17 protein-coding genes and 1 pseudogene are annotated in these 13,322 nt (G+C 61.1%); 9 read left to right on the top strand and 9 right to left on the bottom strand.

Annotated features, from left to right (window positions below; translation table 11 throughout):
* Nucleotides 1-11 precede the first annotated feature (11 nt).
* The 5 genes from lolA to cysG are packed head-to-tail and all read left to right on the top strand — an operon-like array spanning nucleotide 12 to nucleotide 5,044.
* Entirely contained in the window at nucleotides 12-632 is a 621-nt protein-coding gene (gene lolA / locus ABFB52_RS18610) for an outer membrane lipoprotein chaperone LolA (protein WP_007958184.1), read from the top strand.
* 24 nt (nucleotides 633-656) lie between these two features.
* A complete protein-coding gene (locus ABFB52_RS18605) occupies nucleotides 657-1,979 on the top strand; it encodes a replication-associated recombination protein A (RefSeq protein ID WP_129972717.1) in 1,323 nt (440 codons plus the stop codon).
* Nucleotides 1,979-2,353 carry a fluoride efflux transporter CrcB gene (crcB, locus tag ABFB52_RS18600; protein ID WP_007958188.1) on the top strand — a complete coding sequence of 125 codons (375 nt, stop codon included), beginning with the start codon at nucleotides 1,979-1,981 and terminating at the stop codon, nucleotides 2,351-2,353. The genes ABFB52_RS18605 and crcB overlap by 1 nt, the downstream gene beginning before the upstream one ends.
* A gap of 15 nt (nucleotides 2,354-2,368) precedes the next feature.
* Entirely contained in the window at nucleotides 2,369-3,649 is a 1,281-nt protein-coding gene (serS, locus tag ABFB52_RS18595; RefSeq protein WP_074688938.1) for a serine--tRNA ligase, read from the top strand.
* Complete coding sequence (gene cysG, locus ABFB52_RS18590) at nucleotides 3,650-5,044, top strand: siroheme synthase CysG (protein WP_129972718.1); 1,395 nt, start codon at nucleotides 3,650-3,652, stop codon at nucleotides 5,042-5,044.
* A 45-nt stretch (nucleotides 5,045-5,089) separates the two neighbouring features.
* Here cysG and ABFB52_RS18585 read toward each other — a convergent pair whose 3' ends face one another.
* From ABFB52_RS18585 to ABFB52_RS18550, 8 genes are all read right to left on the bottom strand, one after another.
* Complete coding sequence (locus ABFB52_RS18585) at nucleotides 5,090-6,091, bottom strand: glutathione S-transferase family protein (RefSeq protein WP_129972719.1); 1,002 nt, start codon at nucleotides 6,089-6,091, stop codon at nucleotides 5,090-5,092.
* A 91-nt stretch (nucleotides 6,092-6,182) separates the two neighbouring features.
* Nucleotides 6,183-7,184: a glycosyl transferase family protein gene (locus tag ABFB52_RS18580; protein ID WP_129972720.1), complete on the bottom strand. Its 1,002-nt coding sequence runs from the start codon at nucleotides 7,182-7,184 to the stop codon at nucleotides 6,183-6,185.
* On the bottom strand, nucleotides 7,181-7,516 hold the full coding sequence (locus ABFB52_RS18575; protein ID WP_007958196.1) for a TusE/DsrC/DsvC family sulfur relay protein: 336 nt from the start codon (nucleotides 7,514-7,516) through the stop codon (nucleotides 7,181-7,183). The genes ABFB52_RS18580 and ABFB52_RS18575 overlap by 4 nt, the downstream gene beginning before the upstream one ends.
* Nucleotides 7,513-7,806: a sulfurtransferase complex subunit TusB gene (gene tusB / locus ABFB52_RS18570; RefSeq protein WP_129972721.1), complete on the bottom strand. Its 294-nt coding sequence runs from the start codon at nucleotides 7,804-7,806 to the stop codon at nucleotides 7,513-7,515. Before tusB ends, ABFB52_RS18575 begins: the two co-directional genes overlap by 4 nt.
* A complete protein-coding gene (tusC, locus tag ABFB52_RS18565; protein WP_129972722.1) occupies nucleotides 7,806-8,162 on the bottom strand; it encodes a sulfurtransferase complex subunit TusC in 357 nt (118 codons plus the stop codon). The genes tusB and tusC overlap by 1 nt, the downstream gene beginning before the upstream one ends.
* A 1-nt stretch (nucleotide 8,163) precedes the next feature.
* The gene (gene tusD / locus ABFB52_RS18560; protein WP_074689306.1) at nucleotides 8,164-8,556 is read right to left on the bottom strand and encodes a sulfurtransferase complex subunit TusD; all 393 of its coding nucleotides are present in this window, start codon (nucleotides 8,554-8,556) and stop codon (nucleotides 8,164-8,166) included.
* A 100-nt stretch (nucleotides 8,557-8,656) separates the two neighbouring features.
* On the bottom strand, nucleotides 8,657-9,358 hold the full coding sequence (locus ABFB52_RS18555) for a YoaK family protein (RefSeq protein ID WP_007958213.1): 702 nt from the start codon (nucleotides 9,356-9,358) through the stop codon (nucleotides 8,657-8,659).
* Nucleotides 9,359-9,382: 24 nt separating this feature from the next.
* Entirely contained in the window at nucleotides 9,383-9,712 is a 330-nt protein-coding gene (locus ABFB52_RS18550; RefSeq protein ID WP_007958215.1) for a DUF6388 family protein, read from the bottom strand.
* A gap of 135 nt (nucleotides 9,713-9,847) precedes the next feature.
* Between ABFB52_RS18550 and ABFB52_RS18545 the strand changes: the two genes are divergently transcribed.
* Complete coding sequence (locus ABFB52_RS18545; RefSeq protein ID WP_007958217.1) at nucleotides 9,848-10,198, top strand: hypothetical protein; 351 nt, start codon at nucleotides 9,848-9,850, stop codon at nucleotides 10,196-10,198.
* Between the two features lie 62 nt (nucleotides 10,199-10,260).
* Here ABFB52_RS18545 and ABFB52_RS18540 read toward each other — a convergent pair whose 3' ends face one another.
* Nucleotides 10,261-10,686: a GNAT family N-acetyltransferase gene (locus ABFB52_RS18540; RefSeq protein WP_102687824.1), complete on the bottom strand. Its 426-nt coding sequence runs from the start codon at nucleotides 10,684-10,686 to the stop codon at nucleotides 10,261-10,263.
* A gap of 137 nt (nucleotides 10,687-10,823) precedes the next feature.
* Between ABFB52_RS18540 and ABFB52_RS18535 the strand changes: the two genes are divergently transcribed.
* The 3 genes and pseudogenes from ABFB52_RS18535 to ABFB52_RS18525 all read left to right on the top strand — a co-directional run.
* On the top strand, nucleotides 10,824-11,261 hold the full coding sequence (locus ABFB52_RS18535) for a hemerythrin domain-containing protein (RefSeq protein ID WP_007958228.1): 438 nt from the start codon (nucleotides 10,824-10,826) through the stop codon (nucleotides 11,259-11,261).
* Nucleotides 11,262-11,484: 223 nt separating this feature from the next.
* Nucleotides 11,485-12,120, top strand: a complete 636-nt coding sequence (locus ABFB52_RS18530; protein WP_007958235.1) for a lytic polysaccharide monooxygenase auxiliary activity family 9 protein — start codon at nucleotides 11,485-11,487, stop codon at nucleotides 12,118-12,120.
* A gap of 40 nt (nucleotides 12,121-12,160) precedes the next feature.
* A pseudogene (locus ABFB52_RS18525) lies at nucleotides 12,161-13,162 on the top strand (chitinase); the annotation flags it as partial.
* Nucleotides 13,163-13,322: the final 160 nt, after the last annotated feature.

Raw genomic sequence — 13,322 nt, 5'->3', positions numbered from 1 at the left:
AGAGGACTCCCATGCGTCTTATCCGCATGTTGCTGCCGGTACTGGCTCTGACCACCCTCACGGCTCACGCCGATGACAAGGATGTGGCTCGCCTGACCCAATTGCTCGAAACATCCAAGACCCTGACCGCCAACTTCTCCCAGCTGACCCTCGACGGCAGCGGCACCCAGTTGCAGGAAACCACCGGCGACATGACCCTGCAGCGTCCGGGCCTGTTCTACTGGCACACCAATGCGCCAGCCGAGCAGACCATGGTGTCCGACGGCAAGAAGGTCACCCTGTGGGATCCGGATCTGGAACAGGCCACCATCAAGAAGCTCGATGAACGTCTGACCCAGACCCCGGCCCTGTTACTGTCCGGCGACGTGTCGAAGATCAGCCAGAGCTTCGACATCAGCGCGAAAGAGGCGGGTGGCGTGATCGACTTCACCCTGAAGCCGAAAACCAAGGACACCCTGTTCGACAGCCTGCGCTTGTCGTTCCGCAACGGTCTGGTCAATGACATGCAACTGATCGACAGCGTCGGCCAGCGCACCAACATCCTGTTTACCGGTGTGAAGGCCAACGAAGCGGTCCCGGCATCGAAGTTCAAGTTCGACATCCCGAAGGGTGCCGACGTGATCCAGGAATAAACACAGAGGTTTCAACGGTACGTGATGGATCTGTTTCGCAGTGCACCGATTGCCCAGCCACTGGCCGCCCGTTTGCGGGCGACCAATCTGGATGAGTACGTCGGTCAGGAACACGTGCTCGCTCGCGGCAAGCCTTTGCGCGAAGCGCTGGAGCAGGGTGCCCTGCACTCGATGATCTTCTGGGGCCCGCCGGGCGTGGGCAAAACCACCCTGGCGCGGTTGCTGGCGGAAGTCTCGGATGCGCATTTCGAAACGGTCTCGGCGGTGTTGGCCGGCGTCAAGGAGATCCGTCAGGCGGTGGAAATCGCCAAGCAGCAGGCCGGCCAGTACGGCAAGCGCACGATCCTGTTTGTCGATGAAGTGCACCGCTTCAACAAGTCTCAACAGGACGCCTTCCTGCCGTACGTTGAAGACGGCACGCTGATCTTCATTGGCGCCACCACTGAAAACCCTTCTTTCGAACTGAACAACGCATTGCTGTCGCGGGCGCGGGTCTACGTACTCAGGAGCCTCGACGAAGCGGCGTTGCGCAAACTGGTGCATCGCGCGCTCACTGAAGAGCGTGGTCTGGGCAAGCGACATCTGACCCTCAGCGATGAAGGCTTCCAGATGCTGCTGTCCGCCGCCGACGGTGATGGCCGGCGCCTGCTGAACCTGCTGGAAAACGCCTCGGACCTGGCCGAAGACAACAGCGAGATGGGCACCGAGCTGCTGCAAAGCCTGCTCGGCGACACTCGCCGGCGTTTCGACAAGGGCGGTGAAGCGTTCTACGACCAGATTTCCGCGCTGCACAAATCGGTCCGCGGCTCCAATCCGGACGGCGCGCTGTACTGGTTTGCGCGAATGATCGACGGCGGCTGCGATCCGCTGTACCTGGCCCGGCGCGTGGTGCGCATGGCCAGCGAAGACATCGGTAACGCCGACCCGCGCGCACTGAGCCTGTGCCTGGCGGCGTGGGAAGTGCAGGAGCGACTTGGCAGCCCGGAAGGTGAGTTGGCAGTGGCTCAAGCTATTACGTATCTGGCTTGTGCACCGAAAAGCAACGCGGTGTACATGGGCTTCAAGACCGCGCTGCGCGCCGCCGCCGAACACGGCTCGCTGGAAGTGCCGCTGCACCTGCGCAATGCGCCGACCAAATTGATGAAGCAATTGGGTTATGGCGACGAATACCGTTACGCCCACGACGAACCGGACGCCTATGCAGCCGGCGAAGACTATTTCCCGGAAGAACTCGACCCGATTCCCTTCTACCAACCGGTGCCGCGCGGCCTGGAGTTGAAGATCGGCGAAAAGCTCAACCACCTCGCCCAACTTGATCGTTTAAGCCCCCGGCAGCGGAGAAAATAGTGGTTCCATTGATCGTTGCAGTCTCCGTCGGCGGGATTGCCGGCACCCTGTTGCGCTTCGCCACCGGCAATTGGGTCAACGCCAATTGGCCGCGGCACTTCTATACCGCGACGCTGGCCGTTAATATCGTGGGCTGTCTGCTGATTGGCGTGTTGTACGGCCTGTTTTTGATACGCCCGGAAGTACCGATCGAGGTACGTGCCGGGTTGATGGTCGGCTTCCTCGGGGGGCTGACGACTTTTTCATCCTTTTCACTGGATACGGTGCGCCTGCTGGAAAGCGGGCAAGTGCCGCTGGCCCTGGGCTATGCGGCCATCAGCGTATTCGGCGGGCTGCTCGCGACCTGGGCCGGCCTGTCCCTGACCAAACTTTGATAACGAGAAACCGACATGCTCGATTCCAAACTGTTACGTAGCAACCTCCAGGACGTAGCGGACCGCCTGGCTTCCCGTGGCTTTGCCCTGGATGTCGCGCGCATCGAAGCGCTGGAAGAACAGCGCAAGACCGTCCAGACCCGCACCGAAGCACTGCAGGCTGAGCGTAACGCGCGCTCCAAATCCATCGGTCAGGCCAAGCAGCGCGGCGAAGACATCGCGCCGCTGATGGCGGACGTCGAGCGCATGGCGGGCGAACTGAGTGCCGGTAAAGTCGAGCTGGACGCGATCCAGACCGAACTGGATTCGATCCTGCTGGGTATTCCGAACCTGCCGCACGAATCGGTACCGGTCGGCGAAGACGAAGACGGCAACGTCGAAGTACGCCGCTGGGGCACTCCGACCGCTTTCGACTTCCCGGTTCAGGACCACGTGGCCCTGGGCGAGAAGTTCGGCTGGCTCGATTTCGAAACCGCCGCCAAGCTGTCCGGCGCACGTTTCGCCCTGCTGCGTGGCCCGATTGCCCGTCTGCACCGCGCACTGGCGCAGTTCATGATCAACCTGCACGTCACCGAGCATGGCTACGAAGAGGCTTACACGCCTTATCTGGTTCAGGCCCCGGCGCTGCAAGGCACCGGTCAACTGCCGAAGTTCGAAGAGGACCTGTTTAAGATCGCGCGCGAAGGCGAAGCCGATCTGTACCTGATCCCGACCGCCGAAGTGTCGCTGACCAACATCGTGGCCGGTGAAATCGTCGATTCGAAACAGCTGCCGATCAAGTTTGTTGCCCACACTCCGTGCTTCCGCAGCGAAGCCGGCGCGTCGGGTCGTGACACTCGCGGCATGATCCGTCAGCACCAGTTCGACAAGGTCGAGATGGTCCAGATCGTCGAGCCATCGAAGTCGATGGAAGCGCTGGAAAGCCTGACCGCCAATGCCGAGAAAGTCCTGCAACTGCTGGAGCTGCCTTACCGCACTCTGGCGCTGTGCACCGGCGACATGGGCTTCAGCGCGGTCAAGACGTACGACCTGGAAGTGTGGATCCCGAGCCAGGACAAGTACCGTGAAATCTCGTCGTGCTCCAACTGCGGCGACTTCCAGGCCCGCCGCATGCAGGCGCGTTTCCGCAACCCGGAAACCGGCAAGCCTGAGCTGGTGCACACCTTGAACGGTTCCGGTCTGGCGGTCGGTCGTACCCTGGTTGCCGTGCTGGAAAACTACCAGCAGGCCGACGGTTCGATCCGTGTGCCGGACGTGCTGAAGCCGTACATGGGTGGCCTTGAGGTCATCGGCTAAATGAAATATCTGCCGCTGTTTCACAACCTGCGCGGCAGTCGTGTGTTGGTTGTCGGTGGGGGGGAGATTGCCTTGCGCAAGTCCCGCCTGCTGGCCGATGCCGGTGCGCTGCTGCGGGTGGTCGCACCTGAAATCGAAGCGCAACTGCGCGAACTGGTTGCCGCCAGCGGTGGCGAATGCCTGCTGCGTGGCTACGCCGAAGCGGATCTGGACGGTTGCGGGCTGATCATTGCCGCCACCGACGACGAAGCGTTGAACGCGCAAGTTTCCGCCGATGCTCATCGGCGCTGCGTGCCGGTCAACGTCGTCGATGCTCCGGCGTTGTGCAGCGTGATTTTTCCGGCAATCGTCGATCGCTCACCGCTGATCATCGCGGTCTCCAGCGGCGGCGATGCGCCGGTGCTGGCCCGGCTGATCCGCGCCAAGATCGAAACCTGGATTCCCTCGACCTACGGCCATCTGGCCGGTCTGGCCGCGCGGTTTCGCGATCAGGTCAAAGGCCTGTTTCCCGATGTGCAGCAACGTCGCGGTTTTTGGGAAGACGTGTTCCAGGGGCCGATTGCTGATCGGCAACTGGCAGGACAGGGCGCCGAAGCCGAACGTTTGCTGCAAGCCAAGATTGACGGCGAAGCCATGGTTACGACCGGTGAGGTGTATCTGGTGGGCGCAGGGCCGGGTGATCCGGATCTGCTGACCTTCCGCGCCTTGCGCCTGATGCAGCAAGCCGATGTGGTGCTGTACGACCGCTTGGTGGCTCCGGCGATTCTTGAGCTGTGCCGCCGCGATGCCGAGCGTGTCTACGTCGGCAAACGTCGCGCCGATCACGCCGTGCCGCAGGATCAGATCAACCAGCAACTGGTGGATCTGGCCAAGGCCGGCAAGCGTGTGGTGCGGTTGAAGGGCGGGGATCCGTTCATCTTCGGCCGTGGCGGCGAAGAGATCGAAGAACTTGCAGCCCATGGCATTCCGTTCCAGGTGGTGCCGGGCATCACGGCGGCCAGCGGTTGCGCGGCGTATGCCGGGATTCCGCTGACTCATCGCGATTACGCGCAGTCGGTGCGTTTCGTTACCGGTCACCTGAAGGACGGTTCCACCGATCTGCCGTGGGCCGACCTCGTCTCGCCGGCGCAGACGCTGGTGTTCTACATGGGCCTGGTGGGGTTGCCGGTCATCTGCGAGCAGTTGATCAAGCATGGTCGCGCAGCTGAAACGCCGGCCGCGCTGATCCAGCAGGGCACCACGGTCAATCAGCGGGTCTTTACCGGCACGCTGGCCGACCTGCCGCGTCTGGTGGCGGAGCATGAAGTGCATGCGCCGACGCTGGTGATCGTCGGCGAAGTGGTGCAACTGCGCGAGAAACTGGCGTGGTTCGAGGGCGCTCAGGGTCAAATCTGACGACTCTGAAGGGATCGTTCCCACGCGGTGGGAACGATCCTGCTTTCAACCTCTGCGCCAAACCCCTTTCCCGCCCAACCGGTCCCGGTCATGGGCAACAGTGAAATCCTGCTCCGGCCCCTTCGGTACAACCCCGGTCGGGTTGATGGTCTTGTGGCTGCCGTAGTAGTGATTCTTGATGTGCTGGAAATCCACGGTCTCGGCAACGCCCGGCCACTGGTACATCTCACGCAGCCAGTTCGACAGATTCGGATAATCGCTGATCCGCCGCAGATTGCATTTGAAGTGCCCGTGGTACACCGCGTCGAAACGAATCAGCGTGGTGAACAAGCGCACGTCCGCCTCGGTCAGGTATTCGCCCGTCAGATAACGGTTGGCGTCCAGCACTTGCTCCAGATGATCCAGTTCGGCAAACACATCATCGAAGGCTTCTTCATAGGCATTTTGCGAGGTGGCGAACCCGGCGCGATACACGCCGTTGTTCACGGCAGGGTAGATCCGCTCGTTCAGCGCATCGATTTCGCTGCGTAACGGTGCCGGGTAGAAGTCCAGATCGTTGCCGGTCAAGTCATCGAACGCACTGTTGAACATGCGGATGATCTCCGCCGATTCGTTGCTGACGATGCGCTTGAGCTTCTTGTCCCACAGCACCGGCACGGTGACGCGGCCGGTGTAGTCGGCGGTGTCGGCGGTGTAGCGCTGGTGCATGAAGTCGAAGTGGTCGAGTTTGTCGCCGGTCGAACCGAGGTTCTGATCGAAGGTCCAGCCGTTTTCCAGCATCAGCCAGCTGACGACGGAAACGTCGATCAGGCTTTCCAGGCCTTTGAGCTTGCGCAGGATCAGCGTGCGATGAGCCCATGGACAGGCGAGAGAGACATAAAGGTGGTAACGCCCGGCTTCGGCAGCAAAACCACCTTCACCACTCGGGCCCGGCTCGCCGTTGCGAGTGACCCAGTTGCGGCGCTGCGCCTGTTCGCGCTGGAACGCGCCGTCCTTGCTGCTTTCGTACCACTTGTCCTGCCAGCGGCCGTCGACGAGTAAACCCATGATCAAGACTCCAGAAACCAATAATCGTTGGAGCCGAGTCTATTCCGATGAGTTCGAACAAAAAGCGCAAAGATCGGGCGTTAATGATCGGTTAAATCGATTTGTCCCGCGCGGCCCAGTATTGCTCGGCGGTTTCGAAAGCCTGTTCACGGCTCTGGCCGAGGCCGCGCAGCGCCAACGCCATGGTCGAGATCAGCGCCATTTGCGGATAGCTGTCGACCACATCGCCACGCCAGACGGCCTTCAAATGCTCGATATCCAGCGAACCCGGTTTGACATGACGTTGCGCCGACAACTGCGGCCATTCCTCGTCCCAGCTCTCGCCGCCAGTGGTGCCGTACAGATGGCTGTCGGCATCCGGGTTGATCTCGATTTCGCCGCCGTCGCCCTTGATCACGATCGCCGTGTCGCCGAGCAGACCGCTGGCATCGCGGTGCACCGCTTGATAGCCGGGGTGGAAAATACTCTGCAAACCGCAACGTGCGCCCAATGGATTGAGAATCCGCGCCAGCGAGTGGATCGGCGAGCGCAGGCCGAGGGTGTTGCGCAGATCGATCATCCGTTGCAGCTGCGGCGCCCAGTCCACCAGCGGCATGAACGCCAGGTCACCGTTATCCAGCGCCGCGCCGACCTGTTGCCAGTTGCGGCACAGCGGAATGTTCAGCTCATTGAGCAATTGTTCGGAGTACAAGCGCCCGGCGGTGTGCGCGCCGCCGCCGTGCATGAAAATACGCACGCCGTGCTGCGCCAGGCACTTGGCCGCCAGCAGATACCACGGCAGGTGACGCTTCTTGCCAGCGTAGGTCGGCCAGTCCAGATCGACCTTCAGCGCTGGCGCCTGCAAACGTTCGCGCAGCGCCTCGGTGAATCCAGCCATTTCCTCAGCGCTTTCTTCCTTGTGCCGCAGCAACATCAGGAACGCGCCGAGCTGGGTTTCTTCGACCGCTTCGTCGAGCACCATGCCCATGGCTTCCCGGGCTTCCTCGCGGGTCAGGTCGCGGGCACCGCGCTTGCCCTTGCCGAGGATGCGCACGAACTGGGCGAATGGATGCTCGGCGGGCGTTTCGAGGGTCAGCGCTGGATAGTCGGTCATAGGCAATTCGTCGGTTTGGGCAGGCCCGCCAGTTTCGCGGCGAGTTTGGCAGGGGTGCCTTTGAAAAGTCGGTTCAGGTGCAGGCTGTTGCCTTTCTCCGCGCCGAGCTTGAGCGCGGTGTACTTGATCAGCGGCCGGGTGGCCGGTGACAGCTGGAATTCGGCGTAGAAGCTGCGCAGCAATTCGAGGACTTCCCAGTGTTCCGGGCTCAGTTCGATGTCTTCGGCAGCGGCGAGGGCGCTGGCGACTTCGGCCGACCAGTCGTTGAGGTCGACCAGAAAGCCGTCCTTGTCCAGTTCAATGGCGCGGGCGCCGACGGTCAGCGCATTCATAGCCAGCTGTTGACCTTGTCGTGGTGGATCGACAGCTCGACGAAGGCCGGGTAATCGATGGCTTCGGCCCAGTCCGGAATCTGCACGGCACGGGCTTGCGCGTCTTCGGCCAGCACGAACAATTTCACCTTGCGTGATTCCAGCGCACTGAACGGCGCAGTGGCGGGTTGCAGCGCATAAACGGCATCGCCCGACAGCAACAGCGCATCGGCAGAACCGAGCAGTCGCAGGCAACTGGTCAGGCGTTCGTCGCCGAACGGGGAATGGGACAACACATGCAAAGTCGACATCAGAGGGTGATCACCTGGTCGTAACGGTCAATAAGGGCGGTGATTTCATCGGCGGCCAAGGGCTGTGCCTCGTCCAGCGAACGATCGCCGAGGCCGCGAACACTGGCGCTGTCGGTGCAGTAGAACAGCTCTTCGACGCCGAACATCGGCAGCGCTTGCAGGTTGGCGCTCAGGTCTTTCTGTTGCAGGGCCTTGGCGTTTTGCCCGGCGGCCAGTTGCAACACGCCGTCGTCGAGAAACAGCAGACCGATCGGCAGATCGAAGGCGCCACCGGCGAGCACGATGTCCAGCGCTTCGCGGGCACCGGGGCCGGACCACGGCGATTGACGGCTGATAATCAGAAGGGATTTGGCCATGTCATGCGCCTCCGAAACAGATGAGGCGGTCGGCATCCTGCACCGCGTCATGCAACTGGCCGAGGCCGGACAACTCCCACGGCGCGCTGACGGCCACGGCGTCACGCTGATAACGCCCGGCTTCCTCGGCATTCAACACGCCACGGCGCAGGGCGGCGGCGATGCACACCACGCCGTCGAGGTTTTGTTCGCTGATGAAGGTTCGCCACTGCTTGGGCAGATCCAGTTCGTCCTGCGGCGTGACCACGGCGTCGGACGCGTTGTGGACGCCGTCCTGATAGAAAAACAGCCGGACAATCTCATGCCCGCCGGCCAGCGCGGCCTGAGCAAACAGCAGGGCGCGGCGCGAGGAGGGCGCATGGGCGGCGGAAAACAGCGCAATGGCGAACTTCATGACGGACTCGATCAGCAAAACTGCGGCCATGATAAAGCTTTCTCGGCGGGGCGGCGAAGCGGATGTTTCCCGCGCCCGTCTCGATGCGAGCAGGTGTCCTTCAGCGTGGCATGTAGCCCAGTTGCCAGCGCCGCGGAATCTTCAGGGTCAGCAGCCCCAGTACGGCGGCGAACAGACCGCTGACCAACATCGCCTTGAGTCCCAGATGATGTTCCAGCACCGCCCCCAGAATGGCGCCGACCAGCATCCCGCTCCACGGCACCAGTTGCACCCGCCAGCCACTTCGCCGTTCGCCGAGCACCCACCGGCCCAATCCTCGACCGAATCGGGACAGGGCGCCGGTGACGTACGTCAGCCCGACCGGCAGACCGTTCACTTCTTCCACCGCTGCGTTGAGCATGCCCATCGCAATGATCGCTGCCAGCAGGGCCGGCAGTTGCGTGTCAAAGGGCCAGGCTGCCAAACAGAGCAGAGCGGCGATGGATAGCAGCAACGGCAGCGCCCGCCGACCACCCAGCCGGCTGACCACGACTCCGAGGGCATTGCCGACAATGAACGTCGCGACCAGCAGGATCAGCCTTAACGTCAGTGCGCTGTCGCCATCGCTGATCGCCACCGCCAGCCGCGTGGTGTTGCCGCTCATGAAGGAAACGAAATCGCCGCTGGCCATGAAACCTATGGCGTCGGTCATGCCGGCCAGTACCGAAAGGCTGGCAACCAGCGCCAGCCCCACACGGCCGCGCCATTTCTGTATATGAAGATGTCCGGGGCTGGCGCGGTGGGTCGAGGTGGAAGGCAGCATCGAGGCAGCGTCCTTGAGCGGGGTTTACGGTTCTATGCCATACAGATCGCAATATTCCAGCCAGTCCATGCCGGCCATTTCCGCCACTTCGCGATGCACTTCCAGGCGTTGCGCCTGATACTCCTCGGGCGTCGCGGCGGTGAGTTGCAGCGTCAGTTCCCAGGCGAACAAACCCTGGCTTTCGGCCTCGGCTTCGAAGGCTTCGTGCAGACGTTCTTCGCGGTACTGCGCCTGGGTTTCGCCCTTGGCCTGGGCCAGCAGCGGGTTGAGGTGGTCAAGGGCTTCGCGCAGTTCCGGGCGCGCATCGAGAAACAGTTTCAGGGCCTGTTCGTGTCGCTGGTCAGTAGGCGCCATGGGCTTTCCTTGTAAGGCTGATGACCGTTAATGTGCCGCAGCGGCCGGCATGTGTCGCGCTCTAAATGCAGTAAAGCAGAACGATTTTTGGCGTTGCGGTGATACAGTCCGCTTTTTTCCGAATGAGCGAATGCAATGCGAATGCTGATGGTAGCGCTGGCGGCAACCCTGCTGGCCGGTTGCGCGGGTTCGGCGATGGAAGACGCCCGCACGCAAACCCCTTACAAGACCCTGAATTCGGACAAACCCGAAAAAGTCGTGGCCCAGTGCGTGCAATTCGCCTGGCAGGACGAAGCGGTGTTCGGTGTGGACGCGGCGGCGTATCTGCAACCGGGCAAGAAGGGCGGTTCGACGGTCTATACGCGCTCGGCGGAGTCGTTTGTCGACTTGACCACGGATGCGTCCGGCACGGTTTTGAATTACTACGCGCAGAAGGATGATTTTGTGGCCAAGCGCCGCTTGGCAGCGCTGGCGACCTGTCTGTAACGGGCAGTTGAATGCGTTGAAATTTGCGACCCTCGCCAGCCTGCGGGCGAGGGTCGCTGAATTCAATCAATCAAACGCTTCTGGAAGAAGTGCCGCTTGTGCCCCAGCGGATAATCCACAATCTCGCCACACTCGGTATACCCCAGTTTTTTGTAGAACCCGGGCGCCTGAAAATCAAAGGTATCGAGCCAGATCCCCACGCAGTCTTTTTCCCGAGCGAATTCCTCGACCATGTTCATCAGCTTCGAGCCGATGCCCTGTCCCCGGCCTTCTTCCGGCACCGCCAGCAACTCGATAAACAGCCACCGATAGAACGTGTGCCCATAAAGGCCACCAAGGATCGCGTCGTTATCGTTGCGCACCAGCAACGCGACCGGTTCGTACAGCGAAGGCCCGGCTTTGGCGATGTTGTGGGCACGCAGGGGCGCCAGGATGGCTGCGCGCTGTTCTTCGGTAGGGTCCTGTGACAGCTCGATCCGCAACGTCATGTTGTCTTCCTTGTAGTAATGAATCGGCAGCCTAGCGCGCCGCAGCCGATTGAAGCAATCGCTTGGAACCGTCGCTGCTGCGCCGGGGTCTAGCCCTTTAGGGCGTCCATCCGGAACGCGTTTGCCTGGGAGATTCCATGAACATTTTCGAAGCCCTGCGTGAAAGCCACGATCGTCAGCGGACCTACGCGAAATCGTTGATCAAGACCAGCGGTGACACCCCGGAAAGGGTCGAGGCCTACAAGCAACTCAAGGCTGAGCTTCAGGCTCACGAAACGGCCGAAGAGCGCCATTTCTATATCCCGCTGATGGAGTTCGACAACGGTGTCGACCTCAGCCGCCATGCCATCGCCGAGCACCATGAAATGGACGAAATGATGGAGGAACTCGACGAGACCGAGATGTCCAGCCCGGCCTGGCTGGCCACCGCGAAAAAGCTCTCGGAGAAGGTCCATCACCACCTGCAGGAAGAGGAGCAGAAATTCTTCCAGATGGCCGGCAAGCTGCTCGACGACAAGCAAAAGGAACAGCTCGCCGGGCAGTATCAAAAGGAGTTCGAGGCGCAGCTTCCCTGAGCCGGTGAATGCAGGTTTTTGTAATGACGCGGTGTAGTCTTTTTGCCATGCGACGGGTGAGCGTCGTCGCAATGTACTGTGTTTATATACAGTGTTTTCGGCGTTTTTCGAGTTTCGTCGAGGCAGACTGCGACAAAACCGCCGATGGACAAAAAATCCCCCTCCGTTAGCTTGAAGGCCTCTCCTCGGACAGGAGAGTTCTTAAATCAACGGAGTGAAAAACATGAACCAACCACAAGCTCAAACCCAACTGCGACACGGTCGCGTCATTTCCCCTGCAAGCCGCGGCGCGGTGGCCATCGAGCAAGGATTGCTCGGCGGCTGGCAGGTCAATGAAATGGAAGGCGGCAAGAACTTCCCGGCACTCGCGGCCGGTCCGTTCCCGGCGCCCTTCGAAAGCGACAACCCGAGCGTCGTACCGCCGGCTGACGGCTATATTCTCAGTGGCGGCAAGAACGACGCACGTGACTGTGTGAACTTCACCGCAGAAGAAATGAGCAAGAAACTCGGGCGTCCGTTCTCCTGGCCGCTGCTCAATGTCACCCCCGGCCAGACCCTTGAGGTCAAATGGGAGTACACCGCGCCGCACACCACCCGCGGTTATCGCTGGCTGATCACCAAGGATGGCTGGGACCCGAAACAACGCATCACCCGAGCGCAACTGGAGGCGCAACCGTTCGCCGAGGATTTCTATCCGCAAGTGCCGTACTACAGTCATTCGGCGGAATTGAAAGCCAAGGTCAACCACGCCGTGAAACTTCCGGGCAACAAGCAGGGACATCACGTCATCGTCCTGATGTGGATCGTCGCCAACACCGGCAACGCCTTCTATCAGGCCTTCGATGTGGACTTCAAATAAGCCCGCAACGTCAAACCCACACGTTCTGAAGGATTAGAACATGTCAAACATCGACTTCACCCTATTGAAAAACCAGGCCAGCGACGCGGCGTCGCTGATACCGAGCCTTGCCGGCAAGAAGATCCTCATGGGCTTCTGGCACAACTGGCCGGCCGGCCCGAGCGACGGTTACCAGCGCGGTCAGTTCGCCAACATCGCCCTGGAAAACGTGCCGAAGGAATACAACGTGGTCGCGGTAGCCTTCATGAAGGGCAGCGGGATTCCGACCTTCAAGCCGTTCAACGTCTCCGATGCCGAGTTCCGCCGTCAGGTCGGCGTGCTCAACAGTCAGGGGCGGGCCGTGCTGATTTCCCTGGGCGGTGCCGATGCGCACATCGAGTTGCGCGCTGGTCAGGAGCAACCGCTGGCCAATGAAATCATCCGTCTGGTGGAAACCTACGGCTTCGACGGCCTGGACATCGATCTTGAACAGAGCGCGATTGATTTCGCTGCCAACAAGACCGTCCTGCCGGCCGCGCTGAAACTGGTCAAGGATCACTACGCAGGCCAGGGCAAACATTTCATCATCAGCATGGCACCGGAGTTTCCGTACCTGACCGCCTCCGGCAAATACGTCGGTTACCTGCAGGCGCTGGAAGGCTACTACGACTTCATCGCTCCGCAGTTCTACAACCAGGGTGGCGACGGGGTCTGGGTGCCGGAAGCCAATAACGGCAACGGGGCGTGGATCGCCCAGAACAACGACGCGATGAAAGAGGACTTCCTCTATTACCTGACCGAGAGCCTGGTGACCGGTACTCGCGGCTTCACCAGGATCCCGGCAGACAAGTTCGTCATCGGCCTGCCGTCCAACGTCGATGCCGCTGCCACCGGTTATGTGATCGACAAGACCGTGGTCGGCAACGCGATGAAACGCCTGGCGGTCAAAGGGCATCCGATCAAGGGCCTGATGACCTGGTCGGTGAACTGGGACAATGGCACCAGCAAGGATCGCGTGCCGTACAGCTGGGAATTCAGTCGGCGTTATGGACCGCTGATTCACGGGGCGCCGTCTGCGGCCCAGGGCGCTGATGCAGCAACGGTAAACGTGGCTCATCAGTAGTCAATGAAGGAAAAGCCCGGTAGCGCTGCCGGGCTTTTTTTTCGTCGGCGGTTCGCATCATTTCACCTACCATGGCCATCTTCCGATGACAAAAAAGGAT

The organism is Pseudomonas sp. 9.2(2024) (assembly GCF_039695385.1).
Lineage (GTDB): Bacteria > Pseudomonadota > Gammaproteobacteria > Pseudomonadales > Pseudomonadaceae > Aquipseudomonas > Aquipseudomonas paraglycinae.
Note: the sequence above shows the minus strand (reverse complement) of the source record. Positions and strands in the feature narration are given on the sequence as shown.

Coding starts and splice junctions, on each gene's coding strand:
- tusB (WP_129972721.1), bottom strand. CDS start 7,806: ATGTCGACTTTGCATGTGTTGTCCCATTCCCCGTTCGGCGACGAACGC.
- cysG (WP_129972718.1), top strand. CDS start 3,650: ATGAAATATCTGCCGCTGTTTCACAACCTGCGCGGCAGTCGTGTGTTG.
- ABFB52_RS18535 (WP_007958228.1), top strand. CDS start 10,824: ATGAACATTTTCGAAGCCCTGCGTGAAAGCCACGATCGTCAGCGGACC.
- ABFB52_RS18575 (WP_007958196.1), bottom strand. CDS start 7,516: ATGAATGCGCTGACCGTCGGCGCCCGCGCCATTGAACTGGACAAGGAC.
- ABFB52_RS18545 (WP_007958217.1), top strand. CDS start 9,848: ATGCGAATGCTGATGGTAGCGCTGGCGGCAACCCTGCTGGCCGGTTGC.
- serS (WP_074688938.1), top strand. CDS start 2,369: ATGCTCGATTCCAAACTGTTACGTAGCAACCTCCAGGACGTAGCGGAC.
- ABFB52_RS18530 (WP_007958235.1), top strand. CDS start 11,485: ATGAACCAACCACAAGCTCAAACCCAACTGCGACACGGTCGCGTCATT.
- tusD (WP_074689306.1), bottom strand. CDS start 8,556: ATGAAGTTCGCCATTGCGCTGTTTTCCGCCGCCCATGCGCCCTCCTCG.
- tusC (WP_129972722.1), bottom strand. CDS start 8,162: ATGGCCAAATCCCTTCTGATTATCAGCCGTCAATCGCCGTGGTCCGGC.
- ABFB52_RS18555 (WP_007958213.1), bottom strand. CDS start 9,358: ATGCTGCCTTCCACCTCGACCCACCGCGCCAGCCCCGGACATCTTCAT.
- ABFB52_RS18605 (WP_129972717.1), top strand. CDS start 657: ATGGATCTGTTTCGCAGTGCACCGATTGCCCAGCCACTGGCCGCCCGT.
- ABFB52_RS18580 (WP_129972720.1), bottom strand. CDS start 7,184: ATGACCGACTATCCAGCGCTGACCCTCGAAACGCCCGCCGAGCATCCA.
- ABFB52_RS18585 (WP_129972719.1), bottom strand. CDS start 6,091: ATGGGTTTACTCGTCGACGGCCGCTGGCAGGACAAGTGGTACGAAAGC.
- ABFB52_RS18540 (WP_102687824.1), bottom strand. CDS start 10,686: ATGACGTTGCGGATCGAGCTGTCACAGGACCCTACCGAAGAACAGCGC.
- lolA (WP_007958184.1), top strand. CDS start 12: ATGCGTCTTATCCGCATGTTGCTGCCGGTACTGGCTCTGACCACCCTC.
- ABFB52_RS18550 (WP_007958215.1), bottom strand. CDS start 9,712: ATGGCGCCTACTGACCAGCGACACGAACAGGCCCTGAAACTGTTTCTC.